This window comes from Actinopolymorpha cephalotaxi (genome assembly GCF_013408535.1).
GTDB classification, from domain to species: domain Bacteria; phylum Actinomycetota; class Actinomycetes; order Propionibacteriales; family Actinopolymorphaceae; genus Actinopolymorpha; species Actinopolymorpha cephalotaxi.
Map to the genome: position 1 here is coordinate 4,559,792 of NZ_JACBZA010000001.1, position 18,937 is coordinate 4,578,728.

The window sequence follows — 18,937 nt, forward strand, 5'->3', positions numbered from 1 at the left end:
TCATGGGTGACAACGAGCGGCTGACAGCGCAGCGGTTCCAGCAGGCGGGCGGGGTCGAGGACTGGCGGGTGCTCAGGTTCGGCGCGAGCGCGTGGTTCGGGGCGGCGTCACAGGCGGCGGGCGCAGCACTTGCCCGCCGGGTCGCCGAACTCTCCTTCGACCCGAGCCGGTCACCGGACGTCGATCTGCGTGCTGATGGTGTGCACGTGCGGATCGGTAGGCCCGGCTCGCGCGACCTCACCCGCGCCGACGTGGCCGCGGCGCGCACGATCTCTGCGGCCGCCCGTGACCTCGGCCTGACTGCCGACCCGTCCACGCTCCAGGCGTTGCAACTCTCCATTGACACCCTCGACAGACCTTCGGTGATGGCGTTCTGGCAGTCCGTGCTCAGGTACGAACCGCAGGGAGACGAGGTTCTCGTGGACCCGATGCACCGGGACCCGCCGTTCTGGTTCCAGCAGCAGGACACGCCACGTCCGTTGCGCAACCGGATCCACGTCGACGTCGCGCACCCCCATCTGCTGACCCTGCGGGCGATGCAGGCGGCCATGGCCGCGGGTGGCGTGCAGGCCTATGTGAGTGAGCACCACGGCAGGCTCGCCGACGCCGAGGGGAACGAGGTGGACGTCATCCCACTCGCGCCACAGGACACCTTCGGCGACGACCCGGACATCGCCGACTGGCGGGAGTTGTTCGGCGGGATGACGTTCTACGCTGTCGACTCGCGTGGGCGGGCGGCCGACCTGGCCTCCGTCGTGGCCGAACTCGCCGACGAATCCGGTCTGCCTCTGCTGATCGACCTGCGTCCGGACGGCGTCACGATCGACACCGGCAAAGACCAGTGCGAGGACGAACGGTTCCCCGACCTGGCCCGACGGGTCCAGGCAGCCGCGCGCAACCTGGGCTTGACGGCGGACACCGACCGGCTGCGGTTCGTACAGTTCGGCATCGACGCCGTCGACATCCCGCCTGTCCGTGCCTTCTGGAAAAGCGTTCTGGGGTACGAGTACGACCCGCGGACCGGGATCACCGACATCTACGACCCGCACCGGCTCAACCCTCCGGTCTTCTTCCAGCAGATGCCCGCGTCGGAGGAGGCCCGCCGCGAGCAACGCAACCGGATCCACGTCGACCTGTATGTTCCCGACGACCAGGCCCAGGCCCGCATCGACGCAGCACTCGCCGCCGGAGGACGCGTGGTGTACGACGACGAGGCGCCGGAGTGGTGGACGCTCGCGGACCCGGAGGGCAACGAGGTGGACATCGCCGTCGTGCCGGGCCGCGAGGAGCTCTGGGCCGCCCAGGCAGCAGCTGACTGACCTGCCCGGCCACCTTCCTGGACACCGTGAACCGGAAACCGGGAGGATGCGAGGCGTGGACGTCATCGACGAGTTCGTACCCGACCGTGCCGCGGCCCAGGAGCTGACCAAACTCGTCGAGGAGGCCGGCGAGCAGCCGTTCGACGTCGTGTTGCCTCCGGCCGAGGACCTGCCTCCCCTGTTGCTCGATCTCGCGGTGCCGCACGAGGACATCGACGAGCTCACCGCCCTGGTGCCGAGCCGCGAGCGGGACCCACGGGTGTGGCGGTTCCTGGAGTACTGCACCCGTCTGGTCGTCAGCCGGATGGGCGCCGTCACGCCGGAGGTACCGTTCCCCGAACTCTCCCCCGCCATGGGTGCCGTGCGGCGGTACTTCTACGTCTACGTCTACCTGGCCGCGCTGCCGCAGGTCCGGGCCTTTCACCGGGAGCACGGGATCCCCGACGACATCTCCCGCCGGACCGTCGCCGACCTCGGCAGAGTCCTCGCCGACCACCGCTTCTGGTACGGCACCGGCGGCCTCGACACGGAGCTGGCGTCCTGGCTCACGGGTCACTTCCGCGGGATGCTCTACCAACTCGGGCGGCTGCAGTTCCAGCGGGTGACACTCGGGAACCGGACCGGGAAGGCGATCATCGCCGCCGGTCAGCCGTACGGCCCGGGCGACCCCGCACTCGCGGTTCACGTCCCGGCGACCTACGGGCCGATGACGCCGGCCGCGTGCGACAGGTCGTTCGCGATGGCGCGGGACTTCTTCGGCCGGCACTTCCCGGAGGAGCAGTACGACATCGCGGTGTGCTACTCGTGGCTGCTGGACGACCAGCTCGCGGAGTACCTTCCGGCGGAGAGCAACATCGTCCGGTTCCAACAGCGCTTCCAGCCGGCGTACGAAGCCAACGAGGACGATGCGACGACTCTCCGGTTCGTGTTCGGCAAGGTAGGAACCGACCCGGCCGACCTTCCCCGCCGTACGACTCTGCAACGTGCGATCCTCGACCACCTTCAGGCCGGCCGCCACTGGCACGGCGGCGCGGGCTGGTGCCTGCTCTAGTTCCGCAGTCCGTGGTCGCGAAGCGGGCCGACAAGCCGGCCTTGCGTTCGGCAGTGACCGACGACGGCGTCCAGCGCGTCCAGAGCCGATCGCCAGGAGCCGGGGACGGCCGCGACGTCGGAGTCGTGCAGCAGGATCGTGCCGCCGCCGTCCACACGGCTGAGGACACGACGGGCAACCGTGTCACCGTCCGCGTCGCGCACCCAGTCGCGCCCGTCGGCGGTCCACAGAACGGGCCGGAGTCCAAGCCTGCGGGCCGCGGCAGCGCGGGACGTCGTGAGAACGCCGTACGGCGGGCGATACCAACCGGGACTGGCACCGGTGACGTCGGCGATGGTCCGGTACGCCTCCGCCAGGTCGGCACCCGCGCGCCACGGCCTGGTCGGCGGGTCGTGGCGCAGACCGTGCACGGCGATCTCGTGGCCACGCTCGTGGGTCTCGTACGCCACTCGTGGATGTTCGCGGACCTGTTCGGCGAGGAGGAAGAACGTCGCCCGCACCGCCAGCTCGTCCAGCCGTCGAAGCACAGTCGGCGTGGCCACCGGGTGCGGACCGTCGTCGAAGGTGAGGGCGACGTGGCCCGGGTCTCCGCGACCGGCGAGCGTCGGACACAACCTGCGCACCGGCGAGACCGCGGTCACGGTCGGAAGAAACTCGGCGACCACTCCGGCGGCGACGAGCGCGACACCGGCCCCCGTCGCCGATGTCACTGTCAACCCGCGCTTGCGCGACTCCGTGGGCACCCCCGAACCCCCGTCCACCCAGGCGAAACTGCTGCCATCCTGCCGATGCTGTGACAGCCTGACACCGCGTCCCGTCCAAACCCCGCAAGGTCGTCCCACCTCGCAAGACCCAGTTGACGACGTGCTTCGCCCCCGGCTCCTACCCGTACGCTCCGCCCGTGACGCAGGCGGCCGCCGGCGCGACCACCAGAGGACGGCAACGGCAATGTCAGACCCGAGTGTCCGACCCGTCGCACGCGATGGCCGGCGCCACCTGATCGTGTCGGCGAGCATGGGCAGCGGCCACGACCAGGCGGCGGCGGAGATCGCCCGGCGCCTGCGTGAACGCGGTCATCAGGTGCAACTGCTCGACCTGTTGCGGTTGCTGCCGGCGGGGATCGGCAGCGCCATCCGCAACGGCTACGGGATGACCCTGCGGCACGCGCCGGGCCGATACCAACGTGTGTACGACAGGTTCGCGGACCCCGAAGGTGCCCACCAACTCGTGGAGCCAATGATCCGGTTACTGGCGCCGGCCGCTCGCCAGGCCGTCCGCGCGGCCGACCCGGACACGGTCATCTCGACGTTCCATCTCGCCGCGACGGTGGCCGGCCGTCTTCGGATGGACGGGGTGCTGAGGAAGCCCGCGCTCGTGGTCCTCACCGAGTTCGCTCCGCACGCCTTGTGGCTTTCGCCCGGGAACGACGCCTACCTGTGCCTGTCACCGGAAGGACGTGAACTCGCCGCCAGGCAGGTCGACGGGCGGGCGTACTGGCTCGGCCCGTTGGCACCACAGTCTCCAGCCGTACTCCCGAACACCACCGCGGACGGCGGCGCCGACGGCGCGGACCGGCAGCAGCTGGTCGTCGTGTCGACCGGTTCGTGGGGAGTCGCCACGAACCTCGCCGCAACCGTCCGCACCCTGGTCGAGTCCGGCCGCTACTCCCCGTTGGTGCTGTGCGGCAGAAACGAACGCCTGGTGGCCCACCTCGACCGCACGACCGGGCCCGGGCACGCCGTCGGCTGGCGGGACGACGTCGCCGACCTGCTGGCACATGCCTACGCGCTGGTGGAGAACTCCGGAGGTCAGACCTGCATGGAGGCGTTCGGTGTGAGTACGCCGGTCGTCATCCACCAGCCGCTGTCGGGCCACGGCCTCGCCGCGGCCATCCACCTCGCCCGGGCCGGCGCCGTCTCCAGGACCGACGACCCGCGCGACCTGCCGGCGGCCCTGGACTCACTGGCCCCGGGAACGCCGGCCAGGTCGCGTCAAATCGAACGCGCCCTCGCGCTGTTCCGCCCGGACAGCACCGACCTGCTGGAGAAGCTGACCCGGGCTGGGTGATCCAGACCGCGATGGTCACGTCAATCCCCTGGACAGCACCGTGATCGGTTGTGCCATGGTGTGGGGTGTGACGACCAGACCATGGCCGCTGCACGTCGGCCCCCTCACGCTGCGCGACGCGACCGAGCCGGACATCGAACCGCTGTTGGCGTTCCGGAACGATCCGGCCGTCCAGCGCTTCCTGATCGCCACCACGGTGGACCCGGAGAAGTTCCGCGACAACTGGCTCGCGAAAGCCTCCAGCGCAACGGACTTCTCCTGCGTCGCCGAGGCCGACGGCCAGGTGGTGGCGATCGGATTCCTCGAGGTCGTCGACGCGATGGGTCAGCCCGGCGTGCCTACCGGCACCGACGGCCTGATCGGGTACATCGTCGATCCGCGGTACGCCGGACGGGGCTACGCCACCCACCTTGCCAAGGGCCTGTTGACAGCAGCGTTCGACCATCTCGGACTTCGCCGGGTCACCGCCGGCTGCTACGCCGACAACCTCGCCTCGGCGCGCGTACTCGAGAAGGCCGGTATGCGCCGCGAACAGCACGGCATCGAGGACTCCTGGCACGCCGAGCTCGGCTGGGTCAACGGCAGCACCTACGCTCTGCTCGCTCGCGAGTGGCGCGCCGCCAGTGAGTGAGCACGACCCGCACGTTCACCTCGATTCCAAGGCCATCCAGTCGAGGGCGAACGTCCGCAACATGCTGGCCGGCACGTTCGGGCTGGCCGCCGACGCGCCGCGGGTCGTCACCACCGGATGCGGACGGCAGGTGCCGTACGCCATGACCTCCGAGAGGCCGGAGAGCGTCACCTGTCTTCCCTGCCGCGAGTACGGCCGTCAACGCCACCTTGCGTTCGCGGAGACGCTCGAGCATCGCGTACATCTCGAGGACGGCGCGCTGCGCACCGGGGGCCGGTGGGCACAGCACCACCGCGACCTCGCCAGGAGATTCGACAGTACGCCCTGAGCCGGGTGTGGCGGCGTGCACGAGTGGATCGCCACCACGCTCACCCACTGATTACGGGCACCCAGGTCGCCACCGGACGCAGACCGCCTGGTGATGGACCGGGGCCGTGGCAGAGCCGGCCGCCCGGCACGCTCCGGACACGAGCGCGTGCGCCCTTCTCAGACGTTCGCCGCGTTCCCGCGCCGGCATGAGGACGAACACCGACAGGGTTTCCAGGTACGAACACCAGTCGCCGGGAGTCGTACGCCACACCCAGCGGAAGGTCGCGGTCTCGGTTTCCTCTGCAGGGAAAGGTCCTTCGTCGTCGGCACCCTCCTCCGGGGGCGGTGCGTACGACGGATCGACGGCGGCCAACTCCTTCTCCCAGGGCTCGATCGGCGCGGCCATGCTCCACACCAGGCCCAGCCAGCCGCCCGGCCGCAGAACCCGGCGCGTCTGCGCGACCGCCTGCTCGAAGGGGAACCAGTGCCAGGCGTCCGCCGCGAGGACCGCGTCGACACTCGTGTCGCCCAACGGGATCTCCTCCGCCCCCGCGTTGTGAGTCCTCGCCCGCGGATGGACCCGCCTGAGGACGTCGAGCATGCGCACGTCCGGCTCGACCGCCTCGACCCGAAGCCCCCGCTCCAGCAGCGCGCCGGTCAGTTTCCCGGTCCCGGCGCCGACGTCGGCGACCACGCTCGCTCCCGGAGGCACCAGCCAGTCGACCGCTTCGTCAGGGCACGCAGGCCGCCAGCGGTCATAGCTCTCGGCGTTCAGTCCGAAGATCGTGGCTCTGTCGGATCGCGCTCGCGCTGGGTCCACTGCTTCTCCCTCGGCCGGCCGACGGGAGGACGCAGCCTACGGGGTGCTCGGCTCCTGCGCGGGGTCGCACCAGGAGAGCTGGTATCCGCCGGCGTGCAGCGACCGGCGGAACCACAGCACGGAAAGGGCGAGCCCCGCGATGAACAGCGGGACCGAGGCCGCCGTGGCCACCGGCACCGACCAGGTGGTGCCCATGGTCAGCAGCAGGCTCAACGTCACGCTGGCGTTCACCAGCAACACCGCACCCCAGAGCAGGGACAGTCGCTGGAAGAGCCGGCGCAGCGGGGCCGAGCGCACCACGTCGAGGGGCAGCGGGCAGAAGTCGTGGGCGAGCCGCTGGATGAGTGGACGCTCCAGCAGCGCGGTCAGCAGGAAGGCCGCGGCGACGAGGTAGGTCATCAGCGTGGGTTGGAGGAAGTAGACCATCGCCGACCCGGCGGCGTAGGAAACGCCCACCTGGACGACGGACAGCCCGGTCGCGCCGAGGAGTACGGCCGGCGGGCGTACGCCCCGCACGACCCGGACGGCCACGGCGAGCAGGGCCCATCCCACGGCGGCCAGCAGCGCGACGTGGAAACCCGCGACGACGACGACGCCGTAGAAGAGTCCGAGCGGTACGAGCACCGACTCGGCCAGGTGCTGGGCGATCTGCGCGGCCAGCCGTAGCCGGGGAGGCATGACGACGGTGCGCGTCGCGATCGCTGGGTGGTGCACGGGACTCATGGTCCGGACAGACCACCGGGTCGTCAACTCCGGCCGAAGCGGGCGATCGGGACGCCGGCGGTCAAGCGGTCACACCCGGCCGGGCACCGGAAGGCCGAGTGTGACCGAGGTCGCGGCGGACGGCGTGACGGAACGTGTCAGGACGGTCGCTTCACGGTGAGGTTCTTCAGGAACGCCGCCGCGACCGGCCCGGCGTCGGAGCCTCCGGATCCGCCGTCCTCGATCAGGACCGCCCACGCGATGTCGCTGTCCTCCTGGTAGCCGATCATCCAGGCGTGGGTGCGGCGCGGGGAGGCGTTGCCGTACTCCGCCGTTCCGGTCTTGGCGTGCGGCCGCCCGGGCAGGCCGCGCAGCGCGTCGCCGGCTCCGTCGGTGACCACCGACCGCATCATCGACCGGAGGTCGGTGACGACGCCCGGGTCGAGCGACTCCGGTGCCTGGTAGGGGTGACGGACGGCCCCGGGGACGAGCCTGGGCTGGACGAACTTCCCGTTCTTCACCGTGCCCGCGACCGACGCCATCACCAGCGGCGACGCGAGGTCGCGCCCCTGCCCGATCATCGCGGCCGACCGGTCGAGAACGTCGGTGTTCACCGGCACCGAACCGTCGTACGTCGACGTGCCGGTGTCCCAGACGCCGCCGATCCCGAACGCCGAGGCGGTCTTCGCCAGCGAGCTGTCGTCGAGTCGCTTGTGGGCTCCGATGAACGCGGTGTTGCAGGAGTGGGCGAACGCGTCCCGGAAGGTCGACCCGTCCGGCAGCACGAACTCGTTCTGGTTGGTGAAGCGGTAGCCGTACACCCATTCGTACCTGGGGCATTCCAGGGCATCGGAGGGGCGCAGGCCGGACTTGAGCAGAGCGGCGGAGGTGATGACCTTGAACGTGGATCCCGGTGGGTACTGCCCGATGAACGCACGGTTGTACCCGGCCGGGGAGTTCGCGGCGGCCAGGATGTCCCCGGTGGACGGCTTGACCGCGACGATCGCCGCCGGCTTGCTGACCAGATCGAGCGCCTTGGCCGCCGCGCGCTGCACGTCCGGGTCGATCGTGGTGTGCACGTCCGCGCCCAGCTTCGCGTCGGGGGTACGCAGGGGCCGCACCGCACGGCCGGTCTCCCGGTCGGTGATCGAGATCAGGTACGCCGACCCGGACCCGGGCCCGGCGAGCTGCTTGTTGTAGCGCTTCTGCAGGCCGGTGGTCCCCTTGCCGTTCGAGTCGACGTCGCCGACGAGGGTGGCGGCGGCGAGCACGTCACCCTTGCTGTCCAGGATCGATCCGCGGGTGGACATCCTCGCCACCGCGAGCGTCTGTCCCACCTTCAGCGCGGGGTGGACCATCGACGGTTCGAAGTGGACCACGTCCCGGGCCGCGGTCTGCACGATCCGTGCCTTCGACTCGTAGGTGTACGCGCCGACTCGCGGCACCTTCATCTTCACGGTGAACGGCATCACGTAGGCGGCCCTGGCCCCGGCCTTGCGCTCACTCTTGGTGACTGTGCTCGCACTCGCGCGGCCGACGTCGATCGAGAACGGCTTCGGCGCGAGGTTGCGGTGCAGGGAGGCGAGGAGTGACGCCGCACTGGCCGGGCTGTCGGTGTACTGCCCCGCCGCGTCCCATTTGCCGCGTCTCCACGCGCTGACGAAGGTGTCCATCCGGCGTTCGGCGCGCGCCACCGACTCCTTCGCCGCCTGATGCCTGGCCTCCTCGGCCCTCTCCGCGGTCCTGCCCGGGGTGCCGACCAGCATCAGGGCGCCGGCCACTCCCCCGAAGATCACCAGCGATACTGCGACGACCCCCACGATGACCCGGAACCGCCGTACGCGGTCTCGCTCCGAGTGCCACTCCGTCACGTCTTCCACGCTGAAGATGAAAGCAAATTCATCGGCCCGTCGCCAATGTGGATATCGGCGGGCGCTCGATCGGCTCCGGATACCATCGCCGGTCATGGACCTGGTGCGGCATTTGGAGTACTTCACGGCGATCGCCGCCGAAGGGCACTTCGGCCGCGCCGCGGAGCAGCTCCGGATGCGGCAGCCGCCGCTGTCCCAGGGCCTGCGGCGCCTGGAGGCCCAGCTCGGCACTCGGTTGTTCGACCGGGACAGTCAGGGTGTACGGCTGACCGACGCGGGCCGTGCCCTGCTGCCGGCCGCGCAGCGGGTACTCGACGAGGTCCAGCAGCTGCATCTGCTGGCGAGACGGCAGCGTGACCCGGCACGGGCCCTGGTCCGCATCCGGATCGCTCCCGGCCTGGGGCGGGCCCACTACTCCCGGGTGGTCGCCACCTGCCGGCGCGCCGTCCCGGAGGCCGACATCGAGGTGAGCGAACAGACCGGCCGCGACCTGACCCGGGACCTGCTCGACGGCCGGGCCGAGCTCGGCGTCCTCCGCGAACCCGTCGTCGCCCGCGGGCTCACCCTCGGCCCCGCGCTCGAGGTGCCGTTGCGCTGTCTCGTACCCGACGACGGATCCGTTCGTGACACCCCGCGGCTCCGCGACCTGGCCGGCCACGAGCTCCTGCTGCCCGCCCGCGACCACGCGCCCGCGGCGTACGACGACCTGCTGGCGATGTGCGAGCGGCACGGGTTCCTGCCGCGGGCGGTCCGGGAGATGGCCGACGAGCGGGTCGCCCGCGGGCTGATCGCGGCGGGCGGGGTGGTCGCGTTCACCACCGACCCCGCGACCGACCCCGCCACGGACGCCGACTCTGGTGAGGGAATCCGGATCGTCCGCCTGCACGGCGATCCGCTCGCCCTGTCCCTCCGGGTGGCGTGGGCGGGAGCCCTGCCGGTACCGGCCCGGGAGCTTCCCGGCGTACTCCAGGAGGTCCTCGGCCCACCGCGCCGGCCGGCCGGGGTCGGCCCGGCACCGCGACCGGTCTCCGAGGTGCCCGCACCATGACCGTGATCGAGGAGGGAAGCCGGGCGATCCAGCAGTGCTTCGAGGACGCGGGCGTCTGGGGCTGGCTGCACGCCGTCGACCTGCACGACGAGGACCGCGAGGTCGGCTTCTTCCCGGACGAGCAGGTCGCGCTCGCCTCCGTGTTCAAACTGCCACTGCTCGCGGCGTACGCCCGGATGGTCGACGCCGGCGAGATCGACCCGGTGGCGACCGTCACCCTCGACCCCTCGCGGCGTACCCCCGGGAGCACCGGGTTCGCGGCGATGGCCGACCCGATCACAGTGTCCTGGCGCGACCTCGCACGGTCGATGATCACCGTCAGCGACAACGCGGCGGCGGACGAACTGCTCGACGCCGTGGGGCTGGACCGGGTCCGCGCACTGCTGGACGACCTCGGCCTGCGGCGGACCCGGATCACCGGGGGCTCCCGGGACCTGTTCGACGCGGTGCTGCGGGAGAGCGGCCAGCCGACGCTGGCCGAGGGCATCGCGTGGCTGCGCGACTCGGGAACGATGGACCAGACCGCCGTACTCGATCCGGAGAACCCGCACAGCAGCGTCGGCACCTGCCGGGACATGACCCGGCTGCTCATGGCGATCTGGCGCGACCGCGCGGCGTCGCCGGACCAGTGCGTCTACATGCGGACGGTGCTCACCCAGCAGATCTGGACCCAGCGGCTCGCGGCGGCGTTCCCGTTCGACGACGTGGTGGTGGCCGGCAAGACCGGCACCTTCATCGCCCTGCGGCACGAGGTCGGCGTGGTCGAGTATCCGAACGGCGAGACCTACGCCGTCGCGGTGTTCACCAGGTCGCCGCGTACCCGCCTGATCCTCCCCGCTGCCGACGCCGCCATCGCCCAGGCCGCCAAGATCGCGGTCGCCTCACTGCGCTGACCCGCCGCTCGCCAGGATTTGTCATTGCGGAATTCGGTGCTTTGTTTCTCCGGCGGATTTCATTGGCTGCATGACTAGGCTTGCACTGGCTCTTCACGAGGGGGATATGCATGACCATTCGATTCAAGGTCTCAGCGCTTTCACTTGTGAAACACCGGTCACGGGTATTCACCCGCCGGGCAGGTATGGCCTCGGCGCTACTGCTGGCCGTGGTGACCGGTGCGACGCCATCGGTCGCACGCGCCGCCCCGTCTCCCTCGCCGCTCGGCTTACATGTCGCACGGCACGACCACGCCGGGGCAGATGCGGTCTCCTCCCGGCACCGGGCTCGGCCGTGCGCGACGAGGCCCGCGCCGCCCTCGAACACGGTGCCCACGCCACCACCCGTCACGGCCGGCAGCGGGGTGTGGAGTTTCGTGACCGAGCCACGCCTGCATCCCATGCGGGTCACCGTCATCACCCGGACTCCGCACACGGCCCCCGGCGACATCTTCGTCGCACCGTACGCCGCGGGGAGGATGGTAGGCCAGACCGGATCACTGATCGTCGACAACGCCGGCGACCCGGTGTGGTTCCGACCACTGGCGTCGGCGAAGCTGCAGAACGCCGACTTCAGGGTCCAGACCTACCACGATCCACACACCGGAAAGGCACAACGGGTGCTGACGTGGTGGCAGGGATCCATAGCCATTCCGCCCACCTACACGAACCTCCCCATCGGTGGGGCCGAGCCCGGCGGATGTTATTACATCGTCGACAGCCACTATCGGCTGATACGGACAGTTTTCGCGCGGCACGGATTCAACCCGGACGAGCACGAATTCACGCTTACCCGCGCGGGGACGGTGCTGTTCGTCGCCTCCAAGGCGGTGCCCATGGACCTGACACCGTACGGGGGTCCCAAGGACGGGGCCATACTCGACGCCGAGGTGCAGGAGGTCGATCTCCGGACGGGCAGGCTCGTCTTCTCGTGGGACATGCTCGACCACGTGGATCCCGCCGACTCCGAGACGCCGGCTTCGGACGCCACGAAGTCCGGTGGCGTGTGGGATGCCTTCCACATGAACTCGATCGACGAACGCGGCGGCGAACTGCTGGTCTCGGCCCGGAACATGTGGGCGGTCTACAAGATCTCGAAGTCGAGCGGCCGGATCCTCTGGCAACTCGGCGGAAAGCGGAGTGACTTCACCTTCGGGACGAACGCGGAGTTCTTCTGGCAGCACGACGCGCGTTTCCGAGCCGGCAACAGGATCAGCATGTTCGACGACGGCTGCTGCAATCTCACCGGCGGAAGGCCCGAACAGCAGTCGCACGGCCTGATTCTCAGTCTCGACCTACGCAGGCATCGGGCAGACGCCGTACGGACCTACTACCACAAACGGGGCCTGTACTCGCCGTCGGAGGGGAACATGCAGGCGCTGCCGAACGGCAACGAGTTCGTCGGGTGGGGACAGAATCCGTACTACTCGGAGTACACCGGCGCGGGAAACTCGCAGGGCCACGGCACCGTCAACCTCGTCTATGACGCGAGGCTGGCCGGTTTCAACTTCTCCTACCGCATCCTCCGCAACACCTGGATCGGCACGCCGCACTACCCGCCGCGCGCCGCGGCGCGGTCGAGCGCCGGTCAGCGCGTCGTCTATGCGTCCTGGAACGGGTCGACGCAGACCAGAGCGTGGCAGGTGCTGGCGGGCAGGCACGCCGACGAACTGTCGGTTGTCGTCAGACGGTACGCCCGCGTGGGATTCGAGACGGGGATACCGACCAACAGCCGGGGACCGTACTTCCAGGTGAGGGCACTCGACGGGAGAGGAAAGGTCCTGGGCACTTCGAAGGTCGTGAAACTGCGGCGGGCCGACTTCCTTCCCTAGCTCCCGCTCTTCATCTGGAGGTAGCCGGACTGCATCCACATCACCGGCTGGGCCGCCCCGCCGAGTCCGGTCCACAGCCACTTCTCGGAGTCGGGCGGGAACTTCGTGTACCGGCTGGTGCCGTACGCCTCGTGGAAAGCGTTGTTGTACAGCGGGAGGATCGGCAGGTCGCGGTTGATCCACCGGGCCCAGTCGTAGGTGTACTCCGCCCACTTGCTCTTCGGGGCCTGGTTCACCTGGCGGTTCAGGGTCGCGGCGATGTGCACCTTGCCCAGCCCGGGGACGTCGGCGTACGGCCCGACACCGATCGCGACGTGGCCGTGGAACTCTCCCTTGCCGTCGTACCAGATCGGGTAGTTCCACGCCGGCAGGGAACCTTGCGCGAACGTCGCGGCGAAGTCCGCCAGCGGGTTGGGCGTGCCACCCCAGTCCATGAACCACTCGGTGACCGCGAACTGGCCGTCGAGCATCTGGTTGTAGTACGTCCCGGAGTTGACGTTCACCTCCTCGGCCTTGATCCCGAAGTGCATCAGCATGTTGGCGATGGCCAGCCCGTCCTGGTCGAACTGCGAGTTGCCCGCCTCCTCGGTGATCGTCACCTTCCACAGGTCACCCTTCGGCGTGTACCACTTGCCGTTCTTCTTCGTGAATCCCACGCTCTCCAGAAGCTGCTTCGCCTTGGCCGGGTTGTAGTTGTAGGGATTCATCTTCGCCATCTGAGCCCTGGTGATGTACTTCGGCACCGCCATCGCGTCGTTGATGCCGTCGGGCGCGATCGCGGGCGGGTCCTGGATCAGCTTGCCGCCCATGTCCAGCTGCGTGAGCTGCTTGCGCTTGATGATGTACGCGAACGCCTGCCGGACCTCACGCAGGTTGTAGGGGTAGGTGGCCAGGTGGAACACCAGGCTCTCCTGCTGCACCGGCGACGGGATGAACACGTAGTGCCCGGTGCCCGAGGCCTTCAGCTTGTCCACCTGCGGGTCGGTGAACTGCGAGAACTCCTCGAAGTCCATGGTGCCGCCGGACAGGCCGCCGAACGCCGCGGTCACGCTCGCCGGGACGATCTGCACCCACGGGACGCGGATGTTCTTCTGGTCCCACCAGCCCATCCACTTCCTGAACAGGATTCCGCTCACGCCGGAGTTCTGGATCGTGTACGGGCCGTTCCCGATGAGCTTGTCCGGCTTGAACTTCGCCAGGTTGGTTCCCGTCGTCAAGACGGCCTTGCCTGCCGGGGAGTCCGAGGCTGCCTTGATGCTTGCCTGGGTGGGGTCGAGGAAGTTGTACGTGTGCCAGTAGCTGAGCAGCGCCTTGTCGAACCCTGCGGGGAGGAGGCTGCCGTACTGGGTGGAGGGCAACATCCAGATGGACATGATCGAGGACATGACGTTGTCGGTGACGACCCAGTCGTGCAGCTTGACCGTCACCTGGTGGTCGTTGGGGGCCGAGAGGTCCTCGATGTCGGCCCACACCGAACTACCGTTCGCACCTGCCAGCAGGAAGCTGTCGATCACGTCCTTCGTCGTGAAGGGCTTGCCGTCCTGCCACTTCGCACCCTGCCGCAGATCGAACGTGATCTGGTGGCCGTCGACCTTCCAGCTGGACGCCATCTCGGGGAGGTACGGGTTGGACCCGGGACGGAGGGTGTTGGAGTAGGCGGCCAGGTTGATCAGGGACAGGTTGAGGAACGGCTCCGGGTTCGGGCTGTACGGGTTGTAGGAGACGCCGCTGCTCCACTGCGGGTTGGCGATCCGGAACGCCGTCTGGGTCGCGGGGTACTTCGCCGGATCGACCACCGCGCTGCCCGTGGCCTTGCCGACGTCGTGTGCTCCTCCCCCACCTCCGCCTGCATCCTCACCCGAGCAGGCACCCACGACCAGCGTGAGCGCGGCGGCCACCGCGCCCAGTGCCGCCGCCCTGCGAGACCTCGATGTCCTCATGTCTCCTCCTACCGTTCGGTGCTCGTCAGTTCGGTGATCGGGGGAACGCGGTCGGGGAAGAAGCACGCGGCCCGGTGCCCGGGAGCCACCTCCGCCAACGGAGGCGCCTCACGGCAGCGGTCCTCGGCGAAGGGACAGCGGTTGGCGAAGACACAACCGGTGCGCGCGGGCTCACCTTCGAGCCGGTGGGCCACCTCCTCGTCGCGGCGTACCTCGGCGACGTCGGGATCGGGCACCGGAATGGCCCGAAGAAGGTGGTAGGTGTAGGGATGCCGCGGCTGGGTGATGACCTGTTCGGTGGGGCCCTCCTCGACCACCACGCCGTAGAACATCACCAGAATGCGGCCGCCCCTGGTGAAGTACCGCACCACTCCGAAGTCGTGGCTGATGAATACGAAGCTGATCTGGCGTTCCGCGCGGAACTTCAGCAGGAGATTGAGAATCGCCACCCGCATCGAGACGTCCAGCATGCTGGTCACCTCGTCCGCGACGACCAGGCGTGGTTCGAGGCTGATGGCGCGGGCGATGGCGACCCGCTGCCGCTGCCCACCCGACAACTGGTGCGGATAGCGGTGCAGGAAGGCGGGCGTGGCGTCCAGCCCGACCTGCTGCAGGGTCTCCAGCAACCGCTTCTCCACGGTCCGGTGCGTGGCGAGTCCGTGGCGGCGCAGGCCGTAGCCGAGGGTGGTGCCGATCGAGAGGCCGGGGTTGAGCGAGCTGTAGGGATCCTGGTGGACCATCTGTACGTCGCGCCGCCACGCACTCCTGGCCTTGCCCCGCAGCGACCCGATGTCCTGGTCCTCGTACCGGACCACCCCATCGCTCGGCTGGGTCAGGCCGGCGATGATCTTGCCGAGCGTGGTCTTGCCGCAACCGGACTCCCCGACCAGCGCGACCACCTCGTCCGGCTCGACGGCGAGGTTCACGTCGTGCAGCACCGGACGGTCCTTCGTGGTGGCGTACCTGTGGGTCAGGTGGTCGACTTCGAGCAGGCTCATCGGGCCGTGACCTCCAGCTCCTCGTTGACCACATGACATGCGACGAGGTGGCGTCCGTCCGCGAGCAGCGGCGGCTCGACCCGGACGCAGATGTCCTGTGCCAGCCGGCAGCGTGGTGCGAACCTGCACCCCGGCGGCAGGTCGGCGAGGTTGGGCACCTCCCCGGCGATCGGCTGGACGAGGAGTCCCTTGTCCAGAACGCTCGGAATGGCGTCGACGAGCGCACGGACGTACGGATGGCGTCGCCGCGACCCGAAGATCTCCCTGACGGTGCCCGCCTCGACCAGCCGGCCCGCATACATCACCGCGACCCGGGTGGCCATCTCGGCCACCACGGCCAGGTCGTGGGTCACGAAGATGATGGTGATTCCGAGCTCTCGGTGCAGTCGCCGCAGGATGTCGATCACCAACCGCTGGTTGAGTACGTCCAGTGCGGTGGTGGGCTCGTCCAGCACCACGACCGACGGCTTCAGCAACAGCGCCAGCGCGATGGCCACCCGCTGCTTCATGCCACCGGACAGCTGGCTCTCGAACGCGTCCCAGACGACCGCCGGTGGGAGCCGGACGAGTTCCAGCAGGTGCTCGAAGTAGGCCCGACCCGCACGGGAATCGGGGAACACCTCCGGGTGCGCCTGGAGGACGTGCTCCACGTGGTCGCCGATGGTGATCACGGGGTTGAACGCGTTCATGGCCGCCTGGAACACCATGGCGATCTCCAGGCCGAGCAGCCTGCGAAGGTCCCTGCGGCGCAGGCGTTCCAGAGCGGCACCTTTGAACCTCACCTCGCCCTCGGTCACGCGTCCCGGCGGCGGAACGATGTCGAGCAATGCGTAGGCGAGGGTGGACTTGCCGCATCCGGACTCACCGACCAGGGCGTAGATGTCGCCCGGCCGGACTGTCAGGCTCACGTTCTCCACGGCCCGGACCGCCCCCGGCCCGCTGCCGAAGGCGACGGTGAGGTTGTCGACCTCAACGATCGGCGCGCCGTCGTCGGGGTGTCGCGCGGTGGACCTGTCGTCGGCCACGTCGGTCATGTCTGCGCCTCCCTGGTCATTGGACCCGTAGCCGGGGGTTGAAAAGGCTGTCCAGGACCCTGGTGAGGTACACGAACGCGACCTGCAGGATGACGATCGCGGCCATCGGGGAGAACAGGTAGAGCATGCTCTTGCTGGTGTAGAGCGCGCCCTGGTTCATCGCGGTGTTGATCATGACGCCCCAGTTGGTCCCGCTCACCGGGGCGATGCCGAGCAGGAAGAGCCCCACCTCGGCGTACATCGCCCCCGTGATGGCCAGCAGGAAGTTGATCGCCACGTACGGACCGACGTTGGGCAGCAGTTGCCGGCCGACGATGTTGGTGAGCGACGCACCCTGCAGCCGCGCGGCCTCGATGAAGTCGCTCGTGCGAAGGCTGAGTGCCTGCGAGCGCACTGCCCGAGCCAGGCCCGCCCAGGCGGTGACCGAGAGGATCAGGGCGAGGACGACCGGGCTCGACGTGCGCACCACGCTGGAGATGACCAGGATCAGCGGCAGGCCGGGGACCGTCAGCACCACGTCGGTGACCCGCATGATGACCGTGTCGGCCGTGCCGGCGAGGTAACCACTGACCAGACCCACCACGACACCGACGAACACCGTGATGGACGCGGCGAGTACGCCGACCTCCATGATCGGGCGGGTGCCCACGATCACCTGTGCCATGACGTCCTGGCCGAACGAGTCCGTGCCGAGCAGGTGGTGCCATGACGGCGGCAGGTATGCCTTCATCGGATCCTGCACGGTGGAGACGTGCGCGACGAGCGGGCCGAAGACGGCCATCAGCACGTAGAACCCCACCACCACGGCCCCGGCCAGGCCGGTGCGGTCGGCCCGGGCGATGCGCCAGAAGTCACTGAGGAAACTCATACTCCCACCCCCGGGACCGCCACCGTCTCCTCGGCGGCCTCCTTGTCCTCCTCGGCCCGGCGGGCCAGGCCGGGCTTCGCGATCCTCGGATCGATCGCGGGATACACCAGGTCGACGAAGAAGTTCGCCAGCACCACCGACGTGGTGATCAGCAGGAAGCAGCCCATCATCACCGAGTAGTCGCGGGAGTTGATGGAGTTGATCAGGTAGTACCCAAGACCCGGGTAGCTGAAGTAGAACTCGATGAACACCGAGCCGCCGAAGAGGAAACCGACACTCAGGGCCAGTCCGGTGACCTGCGGCAGTAACGAGTTGCGGCCGACATAGGACTGTGCGACCCGCCTGGGGCTGAGACCGCGCGACTCCGCCGCCCGGACGTACTCCGAACCGAGTACCGACACGGCGGTTCCCTTCATCGACAAAGCCCACGCCCCGAAGGACGTGATGACGAATGCCGCGACGGGAAGAACCGCGTGGTAGATGGCGCTGCCGATGAAACCGAAAGTGAATCCGGGCCGGATATTGACCGAGTAGGCACCCGAGATCGGGAAGTAGTGATGAACATCGGTCAACAGGTAGAGCAGCACGATGGCGACCAGGTAGTTCGGCACAGCACTGAGAAACGACACCACGAATGTCATCGACTTGGAGAAAGCGCTGTTCTGGAACGCGGCCAGCAACGCACCGACGGCGAGTCCGGTGACGAAACTGAGGACAAGTGCCGAACCCACGATGAAAATCGTCCACGGCGCGGCGTTCGCGATGACGTGGACGACACTCTGACTCGGGTCGCTGATCGACTTCCCGAGGTCTCCGTGGAGTGCGTTCCAGATGTAGCTGACGTACTGACGCCACAGTGGTTCATTCGGCGTCAGACCGTAGATCGCCTGTACCCGTTGCTGAATCTCCGCCGGCGACATGCCGCCCTGCTTCTGCAGCTGTGCTTCGAGCGCGGACATCGGATTGCCCGGCATCAGCCGGATCATGAAAAACGACAGCGACACCACGAAGTAGACAATGGCGAATGCCATCACCAACCGTTTGACGACGTACTGACGCATGGCACGGATTCCAGTCCGCTCGAGGGGTGAAACGATTCAGCCATATCGTTACCCCCTACCATTTGGTATCGGCGCGGACCCCGTCAAGATCTGCGGCTGACCAGCGGCGGCCAGACCGGTCCGATTCCGGCGTCACCGAAATTTCAGTAACGCCGTTCCGCCACGTCGTCTTACGTACAAGAAATAGCGGCACGGCCCCGAATTCCGCTGCTGGTTCGCGCGTAAACGAGGACATGAATCAAGTCGATAAAGTGCGGCCAAAATTGCGGCAAAGAACTGGCCCACAGCTCTCACCGAATCGTCGAACGGCAGCGGGCTGCCGACAGGCGCCTGCTGAGCGGGTCGCGTCGCCCGTCCTGCCCCGTCCCGCACGCCGTGACCGCCCAACGCCATCTCCTTGGCCAGAGCCTCCGGTTCCAGCAGAATCGCGGCAGCGTCTCTCGCACCGGCGGTG

At 68.7% G+C, this 18,937-nt stretch carries 17 protein-coding genes; 8 read left to right on the forward strand and 9 right to left on the reverse strand.

What is annotated here, in order from left to right; all coding sequences use genetic code 11:
* The first annotated feature begins 2 nt into the window (after window positions 1-2).
* Window positions 3-1,319 (forward strand): VOC family protein, encoded by a 1,317-nt coding sequence (locus tag FHR37_RS20110; protein WP_092885411.1) that lies wholly within the window; start codon window positions 3-5, stop codon window positions 1,317-1,319.
* A 55-nt stretch (window positions 1,320-1,374) separates the two neighbouring features.
* Entirely contained in the window at window positions 1,375-2,370 is a 996-nt protein-coding gene (locus FHR37_RS20115; protein WP_202818206.1) for an acyltransferase domain-containing protein, read from the forward strand.
* Here FHR37_RS20115 and FHR37_RS20120 read toward each other — a convergent pair.
* Window positions 2,367-3,113 (reverse strand): polysaccharide deacetylase family protein, encoded by a 747-nt coding sequence (locus tag FHR37_RS20120; protein WP_237768936.1) that lies wholly within the window; start codon window positions 3,111-3,113, stop codon window positions 2,367-2,369. The two genes, FHR37_RS20115 and FHR37_RS20120, sit on opposite strands and share 4 nt — an antisense overlap.
* A 205-nt stretch (window positions 3,114-3,318) precedes the next feature.
* Between FHR37_RS20120 and FHR37_RS20125 the strand changes: the two genes are divergently transcribed.
* The 3 genes from FHR37_RS20125 (at window position 3,319) to FHR37_RS20135 (ending at window position 5,396) form a co-directional block, all read left to right on the forward strand.
* Window positions 3,319-4,437: an MGDG synthase family glycosyltransferase gene (locus FHR37_RS20125; RefSeq protein WP_092885413.1), complete on the forward strand. Its 1,119-nt coding sequence runs from the start codon at window positions 3,319-3,321 to the stop codon at window positions 4,435-4,437.
* Between the two features lie 67 nt (window positions 4,438-4,504).
* On the forward strand, window positions 4,505-5,068 hold the full coding sequence (locus FHR37_RS20130) for a GNAT family N-acetyltransferase (RefSeq protein ID WP_202818207.1): 564 nt from the start codon (window positions 4,505-4,507) through the stop codon (window positions 5,066-5,068).
* On the forward strand, window positions 5,061-5,396 hold the full coding sequence (locus FHR37_RS20135) for a hypothetical protein (protein WP_092885417.1): 336 nt from the start codon (window positions 5,061-5,063) through the stop codon (window positions 5,394-5,396). Before FHR37_RS20130 ends, FHR37_RS20135 begins: the two co-directional genes overlap by 8 nt.
* 51 nt (window positions 5,397-5,447) lie before the next feature.
* On the opposite strand, the gene FHR37_RS20140 is transcribed toward FHR37_RS20135, so the two are convergent.
* The 3 genes from FHR37_RS20140 to FHR37_RS20150 form a co-directional block, all read right to left on the reverse strand.
* Complete coding sequence (locus FHR37_RS20140; protein ID WP_092885419.1) at window positions 5,448-6,197, reverse strand: class I SAM-dependent methyltransferase; 750 nt, start codon at window positions 6,195-6,197, stop codon at window positions 5,448-5,450.
* A 36-nt stretch (window positions 6,198-6,233) separates the two neighbouring features.
* The gene (locus FHR37_RS20145; protein ID WP_175542630.1) at window positions 6,234-6,911 is read right to left on the reverse strand and encodes a VC0807 family protein; all 678 of its coding nucleotides are present in this window, start codon (window positions 6,909-6,911) and stop codon (window positions 6,234-6,236) included.
* Window positions 6,912-7,057: 146 nt separating this feature from the next.
* Window positions 7,058-8,770 carry a penicillin-binding transpeptidase domain-containing protein gene (locus tag FHR37_RS20150; protein WP_175542631.1) on the reverse strand — a complete coding sequence of 571 codons (1,713 nt, stop codon included), beginning with the start codon at window positions 8,768-8,770 and terminating at the stop codon, window positions 7,058-7,060.
* 94 nt (window positions 8,771-8,864) lie between these two features.
* Between FHR37_RS20150 and FHR37_RS20155 the strand changes: the two genes are divergently transcribed.
* The 3 genes from FHR37_RS20155 to FHR37_RS20165 all read left to right on the forward strand — a co-directional run bounded on the left by FHR37_RS20155 (window position 8,865) and on the right by FHR37_RS20165 (window position 12,582).
* Window positions 8,865-9,818 (forward strand): LysR family transcriptional regulator, encoded by a 954-nt coding sequence (locus tag FHR37_RS20155; protein ID WP_175542632.1) that lies wholly within the window; start codon window positions 8,865-8,867, stop codon window positions 9,816-9,818.
* Window positions 9,815-10,711 carry a serine hydrolase gene (locus tag FHR37_RS20160; RefSeq protein ID WP_092885425.1) on the forward strand — a complete coding sequence of 299 codons (897 nt, stop codon included), beginning with the start codon at window positions 9,815-9,817 and terminating at the stop codon, window positions 10,709-10,711. The genes FHR37_RS20155 and FHR37_RS20160 overlap by 4 nt, the downstream gene beginning before the upstream one ends.
* A gap of 416 nt (window positions 10,712-11,127) precedes the next feature.
* Window positions 11,128-12,582 carry an arylsulfotransferase family protein gene (locus FHR37_RS20165; protein ID WP_330831760.1) on the forward strand — a complete coding sequence of 485 codons (1,455 nt, stop codon included), beginning with the start codon at window positions 11,128-11,130 and terminating at the stop codon, window positions 12,580-12,582.
* On the opposite strand, the gene FHR37_RS20170 is transcribed toward FHR37_RS20165, so the two are convergent.
* The 5 genes from FHR37_RS20170 to FHR37_RS20190 are packed head-to-tail and all read right to left on the reverse strand — an operon-like array spanning window position 12,579 to window position 18,483.
* A complete protein-coding gene (locus tag FHR37_RS20170) occupies window positions 12,579-14,522 on the reverse strand; it encodes an ABC transporter substrate-binding protein (RefSeq protein ID WP_092885429.1) in 1,944 nt (647 codons plus the stop codon). The genes FHR37_RS20165 and FHR37_RS20170 overlap by 4 nt on opposite strands.
* Window positions 14,523-14,530: 8 nt before the next feature.
* A complete protein-coding gene (locus tag FHR37_RS20175; protein WP_175542633.1) occupies window positions 14,531-15,520 on the reverse strand; it encodes an ABC transporter ATP-binding protein in 990 nt (329 codons plus the stop codon).
* Window positions 15,517-16,554 (reverse strand): ABC transporter ATP-binding protein, encoded by a 1,038-nt coding sequence (locus FHR37_RS20180; RefSeq protein WP_092885433.1) that lies wholly within the window; start codon window positions 16,552-16,554, stop codon window positions 15,517-15,519. The genes FHR37_RS20175 and FHR37_RS20180 overlap by 4 nt, the downstream gene beginning before the upstream one ends.
* 16 nt (window positions 16,555-16,570) lie before the next feature.
* Window positions 16,571-17,422: an ABC transporter permease gene (locus FHR37_RS20185; protein ID WP_092885435.1), complete on the reverse strand. Its 852-nt coding sequence runs from the start codon at window positions 17,420-17,422 to the stop codon at window positions 16,571-16,573.
* Complete coding sequence (locus tag FHR37_RS20190; RefSeq protein WP_092885436.1) at window positions 17,419-18,483, reverse strand: ABC transporter permease; 1,065 nt, start codon at window positions 18,481-18,483, stop codon at window positions 17,419-17,421. The genes FHR37_RS20185 and FHR37_RS20190 overlap by 4 nt, the downstream gene beginning before the upstream one ends.
* Window positions 18,484-18,937: the final 454 nt, after the last annotated feature.

Bases quoted from the DNA above. Each gene is read 5' to 3' on its own strand.
- FHR37_RS20110 (WP_092885411.1), top strand. From the start codon at position 3: ATGGGTGACAACGAGCGGCTGACAGCGCAGCGGTTCCAGCAGGCGGGC.
- FHR37_RS20125 (WP_092885413.1), top strand. From the start codon at position 3,319: ATGTCAGACCCGAGTGTCCGACCCGTCGCACGCGATGGCCGGCGCCAC.
- FHR37_RS20155 (WP_175542632.1), top strand. From the start codon at position 8,865: ATGGACCTGGTGCGGCATTTGGAGTACTTCACGGCGATCGCCGCCGAA.
- FHR37_RS20160 (WP_092885425.1), top strand. From the start codon at position 9,815: ATGACCGTGATCGAGGAGGGAAGCCGGGCGATCCAGCAGTGCTTCGAG.
- FHR37_RS20170 (WP_092885429.1), bottom strand. From the start codon at position 14,522: ATGAGGACATCGAGGTCTCGCAGGGCGGCGGCACTGGGCGCGGTGGCC.
- FHR37_RS20175 (WP_175542633.1), bottom strand. From the start codon at position 15,520: ATGAGCCTGCTCGAAGTCGACCACCTGACCCACAGGTACGCCACCACG.
- FHR37_RS20180 (WP_092885433.1), bottom strand. From the start codon at position 16,554: ATGACCGACGTGGCCGACGACAGGTCCACCGCGCGACACCCCGACGAC.
- FHR37_RS20185 (WP_092885435.1), bottom strand. From the start codon at position 17,422: ATGAGTTTCCTCAGTGACTTCTGGCGCATCGCCCGGGCCGACCGCACC.
- FHR37_RS20190 (WP_092885436.1), bottom strand. From the start codon at position 18,483: ATGCGTCAGTACGTCGTCAAACGGTTGGTGATGGCATTCGCCATTGTC.